15 protein-coding genes are annotated in these 17,641 nt (G+C 69.5%); 3 read left to right on the forward strand and 12 right to left on the reverse strand.

Going from position 1 to position 17,641, the window contains the following annotated elements:
* The 6 genes from ABZ260_RS26520 to ABZ260_RS26545 all read right to left on the reverse strand — a co-directional run.
* Window positions 1–594 (reverse strand): ATP/GTP-binding protein (locus ABZ260_RS26520; protein ID WP_355622870.1); only part of this gene is annotated, 594 nt, incomplete at its 3' end.
* 7 nt (window positions 595–601) lie between these two features.
* On the reverse strand, window positions 602–1,003 hold the full coding sequence (locus tag ABZ260_RS26525; protein ID WP_084195143.1) for a DUF742 domain-containing protein: 402 nt from the start codon (window positions 1,001–1,003) through the stop codon (window positions 602–604).
* A 9-nt stretch (window positions 1,004–1,012) separates the two neighbouring features.
* Complete coding sequence (locus tag ABZ260_RS26530; RefSeq protein ID WP_030906232.1) at window positions 1,013–1,435, reverse strand: roadblock/LC7 domain-containing protein; 423 nt, start codon at window positions 1,433–1,435, stop codon at window positions 1,013–1,015.
* The gene (locus ABZ260_RS26535) at window positions 1,432–4,317 is read right to left on the reverse strand and encodes a nitrate- and nitrite sensing domain-containing protein (protein WP_355622873.1); all 2,886 of its coding nucleotides are present in this window, start codon (window positions 4,315–4,317) and stop codon (window positions 1,432–1,434) included. The genes ABZ260_RS26530 and ABZ260_RS26535 overlap by 4 nt, the downstream gene beginning before the upstream one ends.
* A 197-nt stretch (window positions 4,318–4,514) precedes the next feature.
* The gene (locus ABZ260_RS26540) at window positions 4,515–5,921 is read right to left on the reverse strand and encodes an aminobutyraldehyde dehydrogenase (protein ID WP_355622876.1); all 1,407 of its coding nucleotides are present in this window, start codon (window positions 5,919–5,921) and stop codon (window positions 4,515–4,517) included.
* 34 nt (window positions 5,922–5,955) lie between these two features.
* Window positions 5,956–7,227, reverse strand: a complete 1,272-nt coding sequence (locus ABZ260_RS26545) for a glycosyltransferase (protein WP_355622879.1) — start codon at window positions 7,225–7,227, stop codon at window positions 5,956–5,958.
* A gap of 125 nt (window positions 7,228–7,352) precedes the next feature.
* On the opposite strand from ABZ260_RS26545, the gene ABZ260_RS26550 reads away from it, so the two are divergent.
* Window positions 7,353–7,961 (forward strand): TetR/AcrR family transcriptional regulator, encoded by a 609-nt coding sequence (locus tag ABZ260_RS26550; protein WP_355622882.1) that lies wholly within the window; start codon window positions 7,353–7,355, stop codon window positions 7,959–7,961.
* Here ABZ260_RS26550 and ABZ260_RS26555 read toward each other — a convergent pair.
* From ABZ260_RS26555 to ABZ260_RS26570, 4 genes are read right to left on the reverse strand one after another with little or no spacing between them, the layout of a single operon-like run.
* On the reverse strand, window positions 7,955–8,986 hold the full coding sequence (locus tag ABZ260_RS26555; RefSeq protein ID WP_355622885.1) for an ABC transporter ATP-binding protein: 1,032 nt from the start codon (window positions 8,984–8,986) through the stop codon (window positions 7,955–7,957). The two genes, ABZ260_RS26550 and ABZ260_RS26555, sit on opposite strands and share 7 nt — an antisense overlap.
* Window positions 8,986–9,759, reverse strand: coding sequence for an ABC transporter permease (locus ABZ260_RS26560; RefSeq protein ID WP_355622888.1), 774 nt, complete (start codon window positions 9,757–9,759; stop codon window positions 8,986–8,988). The genes ABZ260_RS26555 and ABZ260_RS26560 overlap by 1 nt, the downstream gene beginning before the upstream one ends.
* Entirely contained in the window at window positions 9,752–10,603 is an 852-nt protein-coding gene (locus tag ABZ260_RS26565) for an ABC transporter permease (protein ID WP_355622891.1), read from the reverse strand. Before ABZ260_RS26565 ends, ABZ260_RS26560 begins: the two co-directional genes overlap by 8 nt.
* A gap of 26 nt (window positions 10,604–10,629) precedes the next feature.
* Window positions 10,630–11,754, reverse strand: coding sequence for a spermidine/putrescine ABC transporter substrate-binding protein (locus ABZ260_RS26570; RefSeq protein WP_355622894.1), 1,125 nt, complete (start codon window positions 11,752–11,754; stop codon window positions 10,630–10,632).
* Between the two features lie 313 nt (window positions 11,755–12,067).
* Between ABZ260_RS26570 and ABZ260_RS26575 the strand changes: the two genes are divergently transcribed.
* Together ABZ260_RS26575 and ABZ260_RS26580 are read left to right on the forward strand one after the other, a co-directional pair.
* Window positions 12,068–13,033, forward strand: coding sequence for a hypothetical protein (locus ABZ260_RS26575; RefSeq protein WP_355622897.1), 966 nt, complete (start codon window positions 12,068–12,070; stop codon window positions 13,031–13,033).
* 26 nt (window positions 13,034–13,059) lie between these two features.
* The gene (locus ABZ260_RS26580; protein ID WP_350930332.1) at window positions 13,060–14,019 is read left to right on the forward strand and encodes an SIS domain-containing protein; all 960 of its coding nucleotides are present in this window, start codon (window positions 13,060–13,062) and stop codon (window positions 14,017–14,019) included.
* A 50-nt stretch (window positions 14,020–14,069) separates the two neighbouring features.
* On the opposite strand, the gene ABZ260_RS26585 is transcribed toward ABZ260_RS26580, so the two are convergent.
* Together ABZ260_RS26585 and ABZ260_RS26590 are read right to left on the reverse strand one after the other, a co-directional pair.
* The gene (locus tag ABZ260_RS26585) at window positions 14,070–14,480 is read right to left on the reverse strand and encodes a DUF742 domain-containing protein (protein ID WP_350962461.1); all 411 of its coding nucleotides are present in this window, start codon (window positions 14,478–14,480) and stop codon (window positions 14,070–14,072) included.
* A 2-nt stretch (window positions 14,481–14,482) separates the two neighbouring features.
* Window positions 14,483–17,128 carry a nitrate- and nitrite sensing domain-containing protein gene (locus tag ABZ260_RS26590; protein WP_355622900.1) on the reverse strand — a complete coding sequence of 882 codons (2,646 nt, stop codon included), beginning with the start codon at window positions 17,126–17,128 and terminating at the stop codon, window positions 14,483–14,485.
* Window positions 17,129–17,641 lie beyond the last annotated feature (513 nt).

Below are 17,641 nucleotides of genomic sequence, written 5' to 3' on the forward strand. Positions count from 1 at the left end.
CTGTACGCCGAGTGGAACGGCAAGGCCGCAGGATTCGTCGGCTACGGCATCCAGGCAGACCCTGAGTGTGAGGACGTGCTCGACCAAGGTGATCAAGGTCGATTTCACCGCGTCCCTGGACCGGGCGTCGGTCCGGACGACGGGGATGTGCGGGGCGATCGTCAGAGCCTCCCGCACCTCCTCCTCACCGTGAATGTGCGATCCGCCGAACCCGTTGAGGGCCACGACGAACGGTAGTCCGGCCTCCTCGAAGTAGTCGATCGCCGGGAAGCTGTCGGCCAGCCGCCGGGTGTCGACGAGCACGATCGCACCGATCGCACCCTTCACGAGGTCGTCCCACATGAACCAGAACCGGTGCTGACCCGGCGTACCGAACAGGTACAGGATCAGGTCGCGGTCCAGCGAGACCCGGCCGAAGTCCATGGCGACCGTGGTGGTTCGCTTTGTCGGGATGTGCGAGAGGTCGTCGACGTCCGCGCTGGCCTCTGTCATCACCGCTTCCGTGGTCAGCGGCATGATCTCGGAGACCGCGCCGACAAAGGTCGTCTTGCCGACACCGAACCCGCCGGCGACGACGATCTTCGTCGACGTCATCCCGGCGTCAGAGCCTGCGAAGCCCACTGAGCACCCTTTCAAGCAAATTGAGATCCGGCTTACCCGCATCCAGCGACGGCTGATGGATCTGCACCAGGCCCTCGGCCGCCATGTCCGCGATCAGTACCCGGGTCACGCCAAGTGGCATGCGCAACAGGGCAGAGAGCTCGGCAACCGAGCGCACCTGCCGGGACAACGAAATGATCGCCTGATATTCCGTGGAGAGCGTGGCGGGATCCACCCCCGCCAACGTCGCCGAGGAGACCAGTGCCTCGAGAGCTAGCTGCATCCGGGGGGCGGTCCTGCCCCCGGTCACAGCGTACGGGCGAATCAACCGGTCTCGCCCGCTCTTGGCCTGAGACGTGTTCTGGGGTTCCTCCCCCGGTCCACGCCAACCTGGTGCGTCCATATCACCCCCCTATCGCTGAACCGACTGCAGTTCGGCCCGTAGCGCAGGCGTAAGCGCCTGCCCGGCACGCTCTGCGAGCAGTGTCATCTGGTAGGCCACCAGGCCCATGTCACAGTCCGGCGAGGCCAGTACGGCCAGCGCGGAACCATCGCTGATCGACATGGTCAGCAGGAGGCCCCGCTGCATCTCGATCACTGTCTGTGCCACAGGACCCCCCTCGAAGACTCGTGAGGCGCCCTGGGTGAGGCTGATCAGACCGGCCGTGATCGCGGCGAGCTGGTCCGCCCGGTCCTTGGGAAACCCCTGGGAGTAGGCCAGCGGGAGCCCATCCGCGGAGACGATCACCGCGTGCGCCACTCCCGGCATCTCCTTGACGAACTCGGTGATCAGCCAGTTGAAGCCGCGGGCGGCCTGGCTGAGTTGGTTGTTCACTGCTGGTTCTCTCCCTCGACGGCCTTGGCGCGCTCGCTCATCTCAGCGCGTCCCTGCCGTACGCCTTGCTGGAAACTGGACAGGCGGCTGCGCACCCGATCCGCCGATATCGGCGGCATCGAGGGGGCCGGCGCAGCCGGTGCCGCCGAGGCGGCTCCGGGAACGAGGTTCGCCTTGGGCACCCGTTTGGGAAGGCCCGCTCCGGTCACGCCGCCCTCTACCGGCTTCTTGGCGACCTCGGCGGCCGCCCAGCCCTGATCCGAGGGGGTGCTCCACGGCTGCCTGTCGGCCGCGGGCGCGGCCGGCCTGGGCGGCTGTGCCTGCTGCTGCGGCGGCTGTGCCTGCTGCTGAGGCTGCGGCACGGAGTGCGAGATCTGCGGGAAGTTCTGGGTCTCCAGTCCCTGCGGACCCCGCCTGACCCGCTGCTCCAGCAGCCGGGGCCTGGCCTCGGCGACGGGCTCGGGCTCTGCCTCCTGCTCCTGTTCCGGCTCGGGTGCGACGGACGTGCTGCTGCGGAACCAGTCGGACCCCACCGCCGCGAAGATCGGCAGGAACTCCTCCGGCTCCGGTTCCGTCGGCGAGACCTCGACCGCGGGAAGGGCCTGAGTGTTCTCCACCGGCTCCAGCCGCTGCGGTGTCCACAGATCGGACGAGGAGGTCTCGGGCCAGGTCGAGGGGAACGACGGCGCCGGGGTCGACGCCAGCGGCGACGACCACAGGTCCTCCACCGCGGAGGCGGGCACCACCGGCCCCGACCAGAGATCCCCGGACATCGGCGCCGGCACCTGGGGAGGCGTCTGAGGCGGCGCCTGGGTGGGCTGTCCGAGGCCGACCGGCGGTCGGCCACCGCGCCCGGCGCCGGTCCCGAACGGGTCCGGGTTCGGAGCGGAGCCGAACGGGTCGGGGTTCACCGAGGAGAACGAGCTTGCGGGACCGCCGAAGGAACCGGACGGCATACCGCCCCCGGCCATCGCCATCTCGGGCATCACCGTGCCCTGGGCCACCACCTGCACCGGCAGGAGCACGACGGCGCTCAGGCCGCCGGTCTCCGGGCGCCTGAGCTGGACCCTGATCCCGTGGCGCATGGCCAGGCGGCCGACCACGAACAGGCCCATCCGACGGGAGACCGAAAGGTCCACCGCGGGAGGCTCGGCCAGCCGGCGGTTGGCCTCGGCCAGTTCCTCGTCGCTCATGCCGATGCCCGCGTCGGTGACCGCCAGGATGACGGCGCCCATCTCGTTGCCGTTGCTGGTCACCGTGATCTTGGTGTCCTGCGGCGAGAAGAAGATCGCGTTCTCGACGAGCTCCGCGACCAGGTGGACGATGTCGTTGACAGCCTGGCCGATGATCGAGATGCCCGACTCGACCCGGAGGTTCACCCGCTCGTAGTTCTCGACCTCCGACAGCGAGGCGCGGACGACGTCGCTGAGCGGAACCGGCTCACTCCACCGGCGGCTCTGCTCCTGACCGGCGAGGACCAGGAGGTTCTCGGAGTTCCGGCGCATGCGGGTGGCCAGGTGGTCCAGCTTGAAGAGGCTGCCGAGCCGGCCCTCGTCCTGCTCACCCTGCTCCAGGTCGTCGATGAGGTCGATCTGGCGTTCCACGAGCGACTGGGTGCGCCGGGAGAGGTTGACGAACATCGCGTTGATGTTGCTTCGCAGCCGGGCCTCGTCACCCGCCAGCCGGATGGCCTCGCGGTGGACCTCGTCGAAGGCCCTGGCCACTTCCCCGATCTCGTCGCGGGAGGCAACCCCGATGGAGGGCACCTCGATGTTCGGAGCGTGGTCTCCGGACTCCCGCAGCACCCGGACGGTCTCGGGCAGCCGGGTGTCGGCCACCTCAAGCGCCTCGCTGCGCAGCTTGCGCAGCGGCCGGACGAGCGTGCCGGCCACCCAGGCGGTGATGAGCAGGATCAGGACCAGCAGGACCAGGATCGAGACACCGGAGATCGCGGCGCTGCGCTGCTCGGCGCTCTCCATCTCCTGGCTGCGGGCGACCACCGCGGCCGACAGGCCGCGCTCGACGGTCCGCATGTTGTCCACGATCGCGGAGGAGGCGGTGTACCAGGTGTCGGCGCTCCTGAGCCAGCCGCCGCCGATCCGCTCCAGCGGCTTGTTCTCCCGCATGAGGGACATGACAAGGGCGCGCATGGAGTCGGCCTGGTCGACCTTGGGACCGTTGACCACGTCGCGGAAGCGCTTGATCTCGGCGGCCGAGGCGGTCGCCCGGAAGGCGTTTTCCTCGCTCAGCTGGCTCCGGTACGCGCCCAGCAGGTCGGCGGGGTCGTCGAAGTCGAACTTGCGGTCCAGGAAGCTGACCAGGAGGGTGCCCCGCTGCCTGGCGACCTGCTCCTTGGCCCGGGTCAGCGCGCCCAGCGCGAGCGCGTCACCGATGAGGCGCTCGTCGCCGCCGCCGCGGCCCAGGTCGTCGTGGAGGGTGATGAAGTCGGTGATCATCCGCGAGTACATGCCGAGGGCCGCCCGGGGCAGCACGCTGCCGTCGGTCATCAGCCTGCGCAGGCCGGGGAGACCGTTGAGCCAGCGGCGGATCTGGGCGACCTCGGTACGGACGCGAGCCGCCTGCGACTCGTCGAGGTCCTCCATGGCGGCCAGCGTCTGCTTGCTGCTCCGGTCGACCACCCCACGCTGCTCCCTGACCTTGGTGAGCCGGGAGCGAGTGGCGCCGGCGACGTACCAGGCGGTGAGGTCGCGCTCCTCGGCCATCTCGTGGGCGAGCGTGCCGAGCGACTCGACCAGCGAGGCGACCTCGGTCATCCGGCGGTACTCACCGGCCGTGGCGAGGGCGGTGGTCAGCTGAAGTCCGGTGAGCAGGACGGCCGCGGCGGTCGGGAGCAGGATCAGCGCGACCAGACGGGGACGCACGCGCCAGTTCGCCGGCAGGAGTCGACTGCCCACCCCTGACGCGCGGTGGCTCCGGCGGTCTTGTGTCATCACTGGCCTACGTAACCCCTCGCCGGATTTGGAAGCGGCGAAAGCAATTTGAGCACATCCTTTATGTCACTTCGAATGGAGTAAATGCCGATAAATCCCCGCAAAAAGGACATACGGCTACAAAGTTTTCAGGCCGGCCGGAAGGAATCCTTCACCTCCGGAGCCTGGTGCTTGATCATCAGGTGGCGGGTCACAGAGTATTCCCCAACCGCCTCCTGACTCATGTCCTTGCCGAAGCCGCTCCCCTTGACCCCGCCGTGCGGCGCCTCAGAGGCGATGGGCAGATGGTCGTTCACCCAGGTCACGCCCACATCGAGCCGATGCGACACGCGCAGCGCCCTGGCCACGTCCCTGGACCAGACCGATGAGGCCAGCCCGTAGACGGTGTCGTTGGCCAGCCGGACCGCCTCGTCCTCTCCGTCGAAGGGCAGGGCGACCAGTACCGGACCGAAAAGTTCACCCTGAACGATCTCACTGTCCTGGGTCGCGCCGGAAACCAGCGTGGGCGGGTAGTAGAACCCGGGCCCTTCGAGCGGGGCGCCGCCGCAGAGCACGGAGGCGCCCGCGGCGACGGATCGCTCCACGAAGCCGTGCACGCGGTCGCGGTGCACCGCGGAGATCAGCGGGCCGATGTCGGTGGCCGGATCCCAGGGGTCGCCCACACTGACCCGCGCCAGCGTCGCGTGCAGCGCCTCGACCGCCTCGTCGTACACCTCCCGGGAGATGTAGACGCGAGTCGCGGCCGTGCAGTCCTGGCCGGTGTTGTAGGTGGCGCCCATCGCGACGCCCCTGGCCATCTCGGACAGGTCCGCGTCACCGAAGACCAGCGCCGGAGCCTTGCCGCCGAGCTCCAGGTGAACCCGCTTCAGGGAGCCCGTGGCGCCGCGCATAACCGCGCGGCCGGTCGTGGTGGAGCCCGTGACGCTCACCATGTCGACGCCCGGGTCGGTGACGAGGGCCTCGCCCACCTCGGCGCCGCCCAGCACCACCTGGAGCAGGCCGTCGGGCGCGCCGGCCCGGGCGAACAGCTCGGCCATCCGCAGCGTGGTGCCCGGCGTCTGCGGTGCGGGCTTGATGACCACCGCGTTCCCCGCGGCGAGCGCGGGGCCGATCTTCCACACCGCCATGACCAGGGGGAAGTTCCACGGGGCGATCGATCCGACGACGCCCACCGGACGACGCACCAGCACCGAGGTGTAGCCGGAGCTGAGCACCCCCGCACCGGTGCCGTCCAGCGAACGGGCCGCCCCGGCGAAGAAGCGGAGGTTGTCCGCCGCGAACGGCAGCTCGCCGTCGCGGAAGACCGCCGCGGGCTTGCCCGTCTCGGCGACCTCCAGCCGGGTGAGCTCCTCGGCGTCGGCCTCGACGAGATCGGCGAAGCGCAGCAGCACCCTGGCCCGCTCGGCCGGGGTCGCGGCGCTCCATTCCCGGAACGCCACGCGGGCCCGCCGCACGGCGGCGGCCACCTCCTCGATCGGGGTGTCGGCGATCTCCTCCAGGAGCTCGCCGGTCGCCGGATTGATCAACTTGCCCATGGAACTTCCCTCATCGTGGTGGTGCGGAGAGCCGTCAGGCGCCGGCCCGCTCGATCAGGTCGGCCGCCCTGCGCAGGCCGTCCCGCCCGCGGATCTCCTCGCCCGCGGCTGCCAGGCGCTCGCGGAGCGCGCCGTCGCCCAGGAGCCTGTCCAGCGCGCCGGTCAGCTCCTCGTCGGAGAAGGTGTAGGTGGACAGGCGCACACCGTAGCCGAGTTCGTGGACGCGCTGCGCGTTGTCGTACTGGTCCCAGAACAGGGGCAGCAGGATCATCGGCTTGCCGAAGTGCAGCGCCTCGGTGGTGGTGTTGTTGCCGCCGTGCGTGATGACCAGGTCGACCATAGGAATGATCTTGGTCTGCGGGACGAACTCGGCACCCCACATGTTGCCGGCCAGCTTGATCTCCTCGTGCAGCGGACCCATCGAGACGATGAAGCGGTACGGGGTGGTGGCCAGCACGTCGATGACCCGCTGCATGAGCGAGACGTCCGCAGAGCCGAGCGAGCCCAGCGAGAAGTAGACCAGCGAGCCGTCCCGCTCGGCCAGCGACGCGGGGAGCTCGAAGCCGCCGTCCGTCTCGCGCACCGAGGAGTCCAGGCGGTGCCAGGAGTCGCCCAGCGGCCGGGCGTCGACGTAGTCGGCGATCTCGGGGAAGACGTAGAGGTTGAGGTCACCCTCGTGGATGAAGTCCAGGTCCGGCAGCGGGTCGGCGCCCTGCTCGACGACCCACTCGTTGAAGGCGGTCCAGATCTCGCGGTGGGTGCGGTCGTACTCGGCGTTGAAGGCGCCCCACTGCGACCGGTCGTCGGCGGGCAGCCCGGAGAAGACCGGGGCGACGCCCTCGCCACGTACCTCCAGCGGGTTGCAGGAGACGATCCGGACGAACGGCTTGCCCGCCGTCAGCAGCGCCGGGAAGGTGATGACGTTGTCCTCGACGATGACGTCCGGCTGGACGCGCTCGATAATCTCCTTCAACTGAGGCTCGCAGTACTTGGCGCCGTCGATAAGCGCGTCCCAGATCGGCTTGGTGACCGTCTCCAGCTGCTCCAGAGTGGACTTCCGGTATTCCGGTGCGGTGTCCCTGATGAAGTCCTTCCAGAACTGCCCGGCGTCCTGCTCCTCTTCTGCCGGAGGCGCGAGATCGACCAGGTCCTCCTCGAATCCGAGGGCCGTCAATTTCCCCTTCCAGGAGGCCTCAGCTGCGAAAACGACTCTATGCCCACGCTTACGAAGAATGTCACCGATGCCGATGCAGTTGTTCGTCGGCCCGTAGGCGCTCTCCGGCATGAACAGGATCGTGAGAGACATCACGCCTCCTTACGTCTAGAGGTTGCGGCTTTTGAAGAATGGTGTAATTCTCGGCTAGCAAAAACTGTAGAAAACAGTCACTATGGACCCCGGCACAGAGCGTGGTTTTCAACGAGCGGGGGAATATGACGCGCAAGGGACGGGCGGACCGGCGCCTGGATCTCATCGCGGCCGCACATCGGGCGATCATCCGGCACGGCACCGAGGGAGTGCACCTCAACCATGTCGCGGAGGAGGCCGGGCTCACCTCCGGGGCCGTCCTGTACCACTACCCGCGTCTCAGCGAACTGCTGGTCGACGCCCACCACGCCGGGATGGAGCGCTTCTACGAGCAGCGACTCAAGCGGATCAAAGGCATGCGTGACCCCGTGGAGAAGCTTGTCGTGACCGTCCGCTCGGGGCTGCCGCACGGCCCGGACGACCCGGACGTCCGGCTGCTCAACGAGCTCGGCGGAGCCGCGCCCCGCAACAGGATGTACGCCTTGCTGCTGACCACCCTCTACGACCGCCAGGTCTCGCTCTACCAGAGCATCCTGGACACCGGGGCCGCGTTGGAGACCTTCACGCTGTCGGGCGACTCCCTGCTCATCGCCCGCAACCTGGTCGCGCTCGAGGATGCGTACGGCTATCGCATAACGGCCCGCCACCCGGTGATCGGCCCGCAGGAGGCGGCGGAACTCATCCTCGACTACGCCAGGACCGCGACGAACCACCCGCTCGACTCGTCTCATTGAGGGATCAGCACTCCGTCCCCCTCGGCCCAGCCGAGCGCCACCTCAGAACCCGCCTGGACCTGGGTGGCCCCCTGGGTGGCCACCAGCACGGGCTGCCGGCGCCCGCTCACCTGTACCGACACGTGCGAGACGCCGCCGTAGAAGCTCACGTCGACGACCTCGCCGCTCAGCACGCCCTTGCCCTCGTCGTCCAGTCTGATCCGCTCCGGCCGTACGGCGAGCAACGCGGGCGTGCCGTCGGGCAGGTCCGACGTCCCGGGAAGGATGCCGAGTTCCTCGCCGGCCAGGCCGACCGAGCAGGCCCTGCCTTCGAAGATGTTGTTGGCCCCCACGAAGCCGGCGACGAACGGCGTGCGGGGGTGCTCGTACAGCTCCACCGGGGCGTCCACCTGCTCGACCCCACCGGCGTTGAAGACCGCGATCCTGTCGGCCAGCGACATGGCCTCCTCCTGGTCGTGGGTGACCACGACGAAGGTGATGCCGACCTCGTTCTGGAGCCGCTTGAGCTCCAGCTGCATCTCCGCGCGCACCTTCTTGTCCAGCGCGGACAGCGGCTCGTCCAGCAGCAGCAGGCGCGGCCGCTTGACGATCGCGCGGGCGAGCGCGACCCGCTGCCGCTGGCCGCCGGAGAGCTGATGCGGCCTGCGTCCGGCCATGGTCTCCAGCCCGACCTTCTCCAGGACCTCGTCGACCCGGCCGCGGACCTCCGCCCTGCCCAGCCTCTCCCGCTCCAGGCCGTACGCGACGTTCTTGGCCACGGTCATGTGCGGGAAGAGCGCGTACGACTGGAACATCAGGTTGACCGGGCGGCGGTGGGCCGCCTGGCCGAGCAGGTCGTCGCCGTCGAGCGTGACGGTGCCCTCGTCGGGCGACTCGAAGCCCGCCAGGATCCGCAGGAGTGTCGTCTTACCGCAGCCGCTGGGGCCGAGCAACGCGAAGAACTCGCCCTGCCGGATCTCCAGGGAGACGTCCGACAGCGCCGTGACGTCACCGAACCGGCGGCTGACACCCGTGATCTTCAGCATTAGGACAGCGACTCCGTCAGTCGGGTCATCCGCTGGGTCACGATCACCGCGGTGAAGCTCACGAGCAGCAGCAGCGTGGCCAGGGCGTTGATCTCGGGGGTGACCCCGAAGCGGACCATTGAGTAGATGACGATGGGCAGGGTCGGCGTGGTGGGCGCCGCCGTGAAGAACGCGATGACGAACTCGTCGATCGAGAGGGTGAACGCGAGCAGCGCGCCGGCCAGGATGCCCGGCGCCAGCTGCGGCAGCGTGATCCGGAGGAACGTGGTGAACGGCGTCGCCCCCAGGTCCCTGGACGCCTCCTCCAGGGAGGTGTCGGCGTGGGTGAGCCGGGTGCGGACCACCGCGGTCACGAACGCCATGCCGAACACCGTGTGGGCCAGCAGCACCGAGTGCAGCCCGAGGGTCGACTTGATCGTGGCGTAGAACACCAGCAGGCCGATGCCCAGCACCAGGTCGGGCAGGACGGCCGGCAGCACGCCGAGCGCGTCGAGCGCCCGCGACCTGGTGTGGCGGGCCAGGCCCACGGCCAGCAAGGTGCCGAGCACCGTGGCCAGCACCGTGGAGCCAACGGCCACGATCAGCGTGTTGACCAGGCCCTCACGGATACTGGCGTTCTCGGCGAGCGTGCCGTACCACTTCAGGCTGAAGCCCTCGTAGACGTAGGGGGACTCGCCGGCGTTGAAGGACATCACGACGAGCACGACGATCGGCGTGTAGAGGAAGACGTAGGTCGCCCAGAAGGGGACGTACAGCAGTCGGGGTCTACGCACGTCGGGCACTCCATGCCTGCGCGAGCAGCAGGACGATCAGCACGGCGATGAGCGCCAGTGCGAGGGTGGACCCGAACGGCCAGTCGCGCGCCTTGAGGAACTGGTCCCTGATCAGGTTGCCGACCATGATGGAACGGCCACCGCCGAGCAGCTCGGGGATGATGAAGTTGCCGAAGCTCGGTACGAACACGAACAGGCAACCGGTGAACACACCCGGCAGGGTCAGCGGCAGCGTCACCGAGGCGAACGTGCGGACGGGCCCGGCGCCGAGGTTGGCCGACGCCTCGCGGAGCTGCGGGTCCAGCTTCTCGATCGCCGCGTACAGCGGCAGGACCATCAGCGGCAGGTACGAGTACACCAGGCCGGTGACGATGGTGCCCTGGTTGTAGAGCAGCTCCAGCGGCTTGTCGATCACTCCCAGGTCCATCAGGGTGCTGTTGACCAGCCCGGGACCGCTCAGCAGGACGATCCAGGCGTAGATGCGCACCAGGAAGTTGGTCCAGAACGGCAGCACGACCGCGACCAGCGCGATCGTCTTCCACTTCGGCGGCAGCTGGGCGATCAGGTAGGCCGTCGGGTAGCCGACCAGCAGGGCGATCAGCGTGGCGATCGCGGCCAGCTTCAGCGAGCCGATCAGCACGTCGAGATAGAGGGGGTCGAGCAGACGGGTGAAGTTCTCCCCCGTCGCCTCATAGACCACGCCGCCGAAGCGGCCCCTGCGAAACACCGTGAAGCTGATGAGCAGCGCCAGCGGGATCAACAGCAGGACGATCAGGTATGTCAGTCCGGGCCCCAGGAAGACGAGCCTTCCCAGGGCACGCGACCGGCGCGCCCGTGATCTCACGGACGCGCCGGAACCGGTGGAACGTGTCACTGCTGGGCCGCGACCTCGGTCGCGAGCCTGGTGAACTTCAGTGAGTCCTCGCCCAGGTCGATGATCGACTCACCCTTGAGCAGGTCGGACGGGCTCATCTGCAGCGGGGCGTTGGCGGCCTTGAGCTCGGGGTTCATCGCGTCCATCGCGGCCTTGTTCGGGACCTTGTAGAGGATGTTCTCTGCGGCCCAGCCGTGCACCTTCGGGTCCAGGATGTAGTTGATGAAGGCGTGTGCCGCCTCCTTGTTCTTGGAGGACTTCAGCACGACCATGGTGTCCACCCACAGGTCGCTGCCCTCCTTGGGCACCACGAACTTGATGTTCTTCTCGGTGGTCGGGCACCAGCCGTCCCACGCCTCGACCATCACGGCCTCGCCGCTCTTCAGCTTGTCGCCGAAGGTGGTGTCGTCGTAGCCGAGCAGCTTCGGCTTGGCCTCCAGCAGCTTCGCCTTGACCTTGGCGATCTCCTCGTCGCTCTTGGTGTTGACCGAGTAGCCGAGCGCCTTGATGGCGGGCAGGGCCAGCCAGCGCTCGGTGGTCATCATGGTGACCTTCTTGAGCGCGTCGGCCGGCGGGTCGAGGATGTCGTTCCAACTCGTCGGAGCGGTCTTCAGCAGGTCGGTCCGGTAGCAGATGCCGGTGGTGCCCCAGGTATAGGGAACCGAGAAGACGTTGCCCTTGTCGTAGGAGAGCTCCTTGGCCTCGGGGTAGAGGTTCGCGAGGTTCGGGATGAGCTCGGGGTGGAGCGGCTCCAGCAGCCCGGCCTCGTTGAGCGCCTGGGCGTACTGACCGGAGACGAAGGCCACGTCGAGCCCGGTGTCGGCGCCGCTGGTGAGCTTCGCCATGATCACTTCGTTGGTGTCGTGCAGCGTGACCTTGAGGTCGGTCTTGAGCTTGTCCTTGACCTCGGTGGCCAGTTCCTTGGGGGTGTAGCCGTCCCAGACGGAGATGGTGATGCTCTGCTTGGAAAGGTCGGCGTTCGGGTTGAGCTGTGCCGATGAGGCACTGGCAGCGGGCGCGGCAGTGTCCGCGGCCCCCCCGCCACATGCCGAGACTGCGAGCGCGAGGCCGACGGCCAGCGCGGCAGCCGGAAGATTACGGGGGTACCGGGTGCGGGACACGGCCGCTACTCCTTCAGAATTCAGTGTAAGTGGGGTAGACCGGCCGTTGGGGACACGGCAGACCAAAGCAGGAGTGTTGCAGTCAACATTATCTTGAGCAAGACTTCCCACGACATCACCCCTGGAAAGTTGGGTCCGTTTGTTAAATCCAGCTTCAATCTGGAACCGGCTCGACACGGTTCCCCGAGCCGGCGACGGACGGAGCAGCGCCCTCCTTGACGCTCTGACCGGTGTGGATCCCTCCCCCTTCAGGGTGCGCCGGTTCCATCCACTTCCCTCCCCGGCTGCCACGGTTTTCTCAACCGACACTCAATTGTCATGGATCGACGGAGCCGCCGGGACGGGTGAGCGCGGGTTCGACGTCGACCAGACCAACCACTCGGTGGTCGTCGGCGAGAGGGTGGTCGTCAAGTGGCTCACCCCGCCCGTGCCGCTCCCGGCGCCCGCGCCCGACATGTTCGCGCACCTGACATCGGTCGGCTTCACCGCGACCGCCACGCCCTACGCGGCCCTCTCCCGGCGCGCGGACGACGGCTCCGAGATGTTGCTCGCCCTCGTCACCGCCTACCTCCCCGAGGCGAGGGACGGCTGGGAGTGGTGCGTGGACGAGGCCGTCTCCTTCGGCACCTCCTTCGCCGCCGACCTGGGCGCCCTCTCGGCCGACCTGCACGCGGCGATGGCGACCCCGTCGGCGACCTTCCCCGACCCGGTACGTACGGCGGAGGGCCCGTGGTCGCTCCGGGCCGGCGAGGCGCTGAAGGAGGCACTGACACTGACCGACGGCGAGGACGGCGAGTGGCTCGCGGCCCACGCCGGCGCGCTCCGCGCCGGCCTGGCTCCGCTGGCCGCCGCGGGCGCCACCCCGCTGATCCGCATCCACGGCGACCTGCACGTCGGCCAGATGCTCCGCTGGCGGGACGGGTACGCGGTGATCGACTTCGACGGCAACCCGACCGTCGCGGACGCCGCCCCCTTCCAGCCCGCCGCCCGCGACCTCGCCCAGCTCACCACGAGCCTCGAACACGTAGGCCAGGTCGCGGTCAGGCGCCGCGACGCCGATCCGGCGATGATCGCCGAGTGGGCCGTCGCGGCCCGCGCCACCCTGGAGTCGGCCTACTCGGACCGCCTGGCCGAGCTGGGCCATGCCGGTCTTTTGGACCGTTCCCTGCTGCGCCCGTTCGAGATCGAGCAGGAGTGCCGCGAGCTCGTCTACGCCGCCCGGCATCTCCCCCGCTGGCGCTACGCCCCGATGGGCGTACTGCGGTCCCGCTACCGGTGACCGTTGAAACCGATGAAGGAGAGCACGTGATTCCCGAGCTGTACCTCACCGATCTGGAGGCCAAGCCCGCCGCGCTGACCGGCCTGGCGAGCGCCCTGGAGGCCGACGACCTGTTCGCCGGAGTCCCCTCCGGGATCCGGCGGGTGGTCTTCCTCGGCATGGGCAGCTCCCGGTACGCCGCCCGGGTGGCCGCGCTGCGCCTGCGGGCCGCCGGGGTGGACGCGGTGGCCGAGTACGCCTCCGCCGCCCTGACCTACCCGCCGAGCCCGGACACCCTGGTGGTCGCCATCTCCGCCACCGGTGGCAGCAGGGAGACCCTCGACGCGGTCGCCCGCGTGCGTGGCCGCTCCTTCGTCCTCGCACTGACCAACGCGCCGGGCTCGCCGGTCACCGAGGGCGCCGACCTGGTGGTCCCGATGCTGGCCGGCGAGGAGCGCGGCGGCGTGGCCTGCCGGACCTTCCAGCACACCCTCGCCCTGCTCCTGGCACTCGGAAACCGCCTCACCGCCTCCGGCGGGGACTCACCCGCACTGCTCCGCCGTACGGCCGAGGCCACCGCCGATCTGCTGGAGCGCCGCGACGAGTGGCTGGAGCCGGCGGCGGCACTGCTCGACGGCCCGCACGGTGTCTACACGATCGCCCCCGCCGAGCACCTGTCCTCCGCCGAGCAGTCGGCCCTGATGTTCCGGGAGGGGCCGCGCAGGGCGGCCGACGCGTGCGAGACCGGCGACTGGGCCCACGTGGACGTCTACCTCACCAAGACCCTGGACTACCGCGCCATCCTGTTCCCCGGTTCTCGCTACGACGAGCAGGCCATGGACTGGATCCGGCAGCGCGGCTCCACGGTCCTGGCCGTCGGCGGCGACCTCCCCGGTGCCAAGGCCGCCGTCCGCTACCGCCACGACGACGACCCCGACGTGGCGCTCCTGACCGAGACCCTGGTGGCCGAACTCGTCGCCGCCAGGTGGTGGCTCGCCCCGAGCTGACCCGCCCACAGCGGGCCCACAGCGGGCCCACAGCGGGCCCACGATGGGCCTCAGATCTGGTCGAGGCCGCTGAGGACGCGTTCGAGGAGGTCGGGGCCGGGGCCCGCCGCGTCGACCTTGGGGTGGTGGATCCGCACCAGGCCCTCGGACTCCATGTCGGAGACCAGGACGCGGGTCACGCCGAGAGGGACGCCGAGGAGGGCGGAGATCTCCGCGACCGAGCGGACCCGGCGACACAGATCGCTGATGAGGCGGTACTCCCGGATGTAGGACAGGCCGAGCTGGGCCGGGGTCGAGGTCGAGACCATCGCCTCCATGGCGAGCTTGGCGCTCGGCACGATCCGCCCTCCGGTCACGGCGTACATCCGGACCAGCGAGCTCTCCTCCTCGACCGGTTCGCCGTACTCCGGCTCGTACCCGAAGCGCCCGTCCTGCCCACCGTCGGAGTTGTCGGCCCGCACGGCTACCGGTCCTGGTTCGGGAGCTCGTTGCGTGCCCTGCGCACGCCCTGCTGGAAGCTCGACATCCGTTCGCGGAGCCGCTCTGCCGAGACCGGGGCCGCGCCCGGCCCCGGGTCAGGGTTCGGCTGTGACCGCGCGAGCGGCGCCACCGAACCGGGCACCAGGTTCGCCCTGGGGGTACGTTTGGGCAGGCCGGCCCCGGTCGTACCGCCGTGTGCGGGTGCGCTCGCCGCCTGGGCGGCCTGCCAGCCCCCGTCACCGGGCGAGGACCACGGCTCGGGCTCGTCCCGGGGGCTCTCCGGAGCGGGGTCGCCCGTGGCCGCACCGGTATCTCTGGAGGCGGTGATCCTGAACCAGGCGGACTCGACCGAGGCGAAGATCGGCAGGAAGTCGTCCTGTTTCGCCGACGGCGACGTCCCCACCCTGGGCAACGGCCCTGTCTCGTCCGCCCGGTGCGGACGGGGAAGGGGGTCGAGCGGGCCGGGGTGCGGCGCCGGGAACTCCCCCTGCGGGCGGGACCGCTCCGGGGGCGGACTCCACACGCTCGGCGCGCTCGCGTCCGGCCGCCCGTCCCACGCGGGTGCGGGCCACGTCTGCGCGGGGGGCGCCGCGAGCACGGGAACCCTCGGGGGCAGGCCCTCGGCACCGGGCGGCCCCGCGCCGGGAGCCTGCGGGAACGACGGGCCGGCAAGGGGCGCGACGCCCGCGGGGAAGGCGGCGGGGAGCCGCGGGTAACCGACCTGCTGGGGCGCGGGGGGCGGCGTGACGAGGAGTGTCTCCGGGAGGAGGACCATCGCGGTCAGGCCGATCCCCTGGGGGCGGAGCTGGACACGGATGCCGTGCTTGAGCGCGAGACGGCCGACCACGAACAGACCCATGTGGCGGGCGACCGAGGCGTCGGCGGCCTGCGGGTTGGCCAGCCGCCAGTTGGCCTGGGCTAGCTCGTCGAGCGTCATGCCGATGCCCTGGTCGGTCACCGAGATCATCACGCCGCCGCCCTCGATCCGGCTGCTGGACACCGTGACCCTGGTTTTCGTCTGCGAGAACGAGGCGGCGTTCTCCACCAACTCGGCCAGCAGGTGGACCACGTCGCTCACCGCGGGGCCCGCGACGGCGACCTCCGACTGGACCCGGTTCGTCACCCGCTCGTAGTTCTCCACCTCCGACAGCGACGCCCTGACCACGTCCATCAGCTCGACAGGCTGCCTCCAGCGCCGCGCCACCTCCTGCCCGGCGAGGACGAGCAGGTTCTCGCTGTTGCGGCGCATGCGGGTGGCGAGGTGGTCGAGCTTGAACAGGTCCGCCAGCCGCTGGTCGTCGCGCTCGCCGCGCTCCAGCCGCTCGACCAGGCTGAGCTGGCGTTCCACCAGGCTCTGGCTCCGCCGGGAGAGGTTGACGAACATCGCGTTCACCGTGTTGCGCAGCTTGGCCTCGTCGCCCGCCAGCCGCACCGCCTCCCTGAGCACCTCGTCGAACGCCCTGGCGACCTCACCGATCTCGTCTCGGGAGAGCACCCCGATCGGCGGCACGTCCGCGACGACCTCCCCCTCGCGCGACTCGCGGACCCGCTGGACGTACGCGGGCAGCCGCTCCCCGGCGACCTCCAGTGCCTCCCCGCGCAGCCGCCGTAGCGGGCTGACCAGCGAGCGCGCCACCCAGATGGTGATCACCAGCACGAGCGCCAGCAGGGTGACGACGGCCATGGCGACCATCAGGGCGTGCCTCTGCTCAGCGTCACCGAGCTGCTGGCTGCGTACCACGATGTCCCGGGCGTGCCGTTCCTCGACCCCGCGCATCTGGTCGACGACGACGGTGGCCGCGTCGTACCACTCCTTGGCGTCGTCCTTCTCCGCCAGGTCCAGCCCTTTCAGCGAGATGCCGGAGGCCGCGCGGAGCAGGACCAGCTCGCGGAGGAACTCGGCGCGGTCGGCGGTACGGCCGTTGACCGCCTCGTCGAAGAGGCGGCGGTCCCGGCTTCCGGCCTCGGCGGCGAAGGTCTTCCTCTCGTTGCGCTCCGTGGAGAGCGCGCCGAGGAACTGCTCCATCTGCTCCTGCTCGAACCGCCCCGCCACCAGAACCACGGTCAGCAGCGCCCGCTGCAACGAGACCGCCTCCTTGGCGCGGGCGAGCGCGTCCAGGGTCAGGGCCTGGCCGAACAGGACGTCGTCGGCCGTGCCCTTGCCGAGCTCGTCGTGAAGGGAGATCAGATCGGCGATGACCAGGCTGTAGGCGGCGATGACCGCGTCGGGCAGCAGCGTCGACCCCAGGGCCTGGGTACGCAGCGGGGGGAGGTCGTCCAGGCGGGTGATCGCGGCCTCGACCTCGTCCCGGGCACGGCCGCTCACCTCCCCACCGAGCAGGGCGCCGCTCTCGCGAACGCGTATCACGACACCGTCGACCAGGTCCATCTGGGCCCGCACGTTCTCCACCCCGCTCGCGGGGCGGCCGAGGGCGATGAACCAGGCGGTGTGGTCACGTTCCTCGGCCAGTTCGTGGGTGAGCGCGCCGACGTGGCCGGAGAGCCGGGCGAGGTCGTTGATCCGCCGGTAGTCGCCCGAGGCACTCATCGAGGCGAACACCTGGACCCCGCCGAGCAGCACCGCGGCGATCGTGGGCACCAGGATGAGCGCGACAAGGCGTCGACGCACCCGCCAGTTCCGCGGGCGTAGGCCGCTGCCCGCGTCTTGGATCCTCTGTGTGCTCACCGAACGCTGCCTCTCGGTGGATGAACCCCTGGTCGAATTTCCCGCGGTTCCCGGCAATTCGAGCACATCTCGACCTATGTGGCCAAGCGAACACAGCTCAATAAATGCGTATTTCTGGTGAAGTGGTGACTGGAACCTGGAGCCCCAGCTGCTACTGGAACATCAGTTTCAGTCGCCCGAATACCCTTATTACGCATTTCCCGACCTACCTGGCCGCTTGCATCGTTCCATTCGGCGGTTCAGCAGCGCTGGACGGAAGCGCGCCGTCCCCGGAAGATCGCAACATTGTGGGTCATGACAGTCACCCCATATCGTGACCTCCTACGTCCGCAGTCCACCACGTCCCCGGTTCACCGGATCCGAGTGACGAGCCCTGGAGGAGGAGAACGTGGCCACACCCGGCGACGCCGCGGGCCAGGTTCACGGGCCGCGCCCACCCAGCCGCCCTCCGGCACC

It is taken from the genome of Streptosporangium sp. NPDC006013 (genome assembly GCF_040614275.1).
Lineage (GTDB): Bacteria > Actinomycetota > Actinomycetes > Streptosporangiales > Streptosporangiaceae > Streptosporangium.

What these genes read in the sequence shown, in the direction of transcription:
- ABZ260_RS26545 (WP_355622879.1), bottom strand. Translation starts at nt 7,227, where the DNA reads ATGTCTCTCACGATCCTGTTCATGCCGGAGAGCGCCTACGGGCCGACG.
- ABZ260_RS26540 (WP_355622876.1), bottom strand. Translation starts at nt 5,921, where the DNA reads ATGGGCAAGTTGATCAATCCGGCGACCGGCGAGCTCCTGGAGGAGATC.
- ABZ260_RS26525 (WP_084195143.1), bottom strand. Translation starts at nt 1,003, where the DNA reads ATGGACGCACCAGGTTGGCGTGGACCGGGGGAGGAACCCCAGAACACG.
- ABZ260_RS26555 (WP_355622885.1), bottom strand. Translation starts at nt 8,986, where the DNA reads ATGCTGAAGATCACGGGTGTCAGCCGCCGGTTCGGTGACGTCACGGCG.
- ABZ260_RS26550 (WP_355622882.1), top strand. Translation starts at nt 7,353, where the DNA reads ATGACGCGCAAGGGACGGGCGGACCGGCGCCTGGATCTCATCGCGGCC.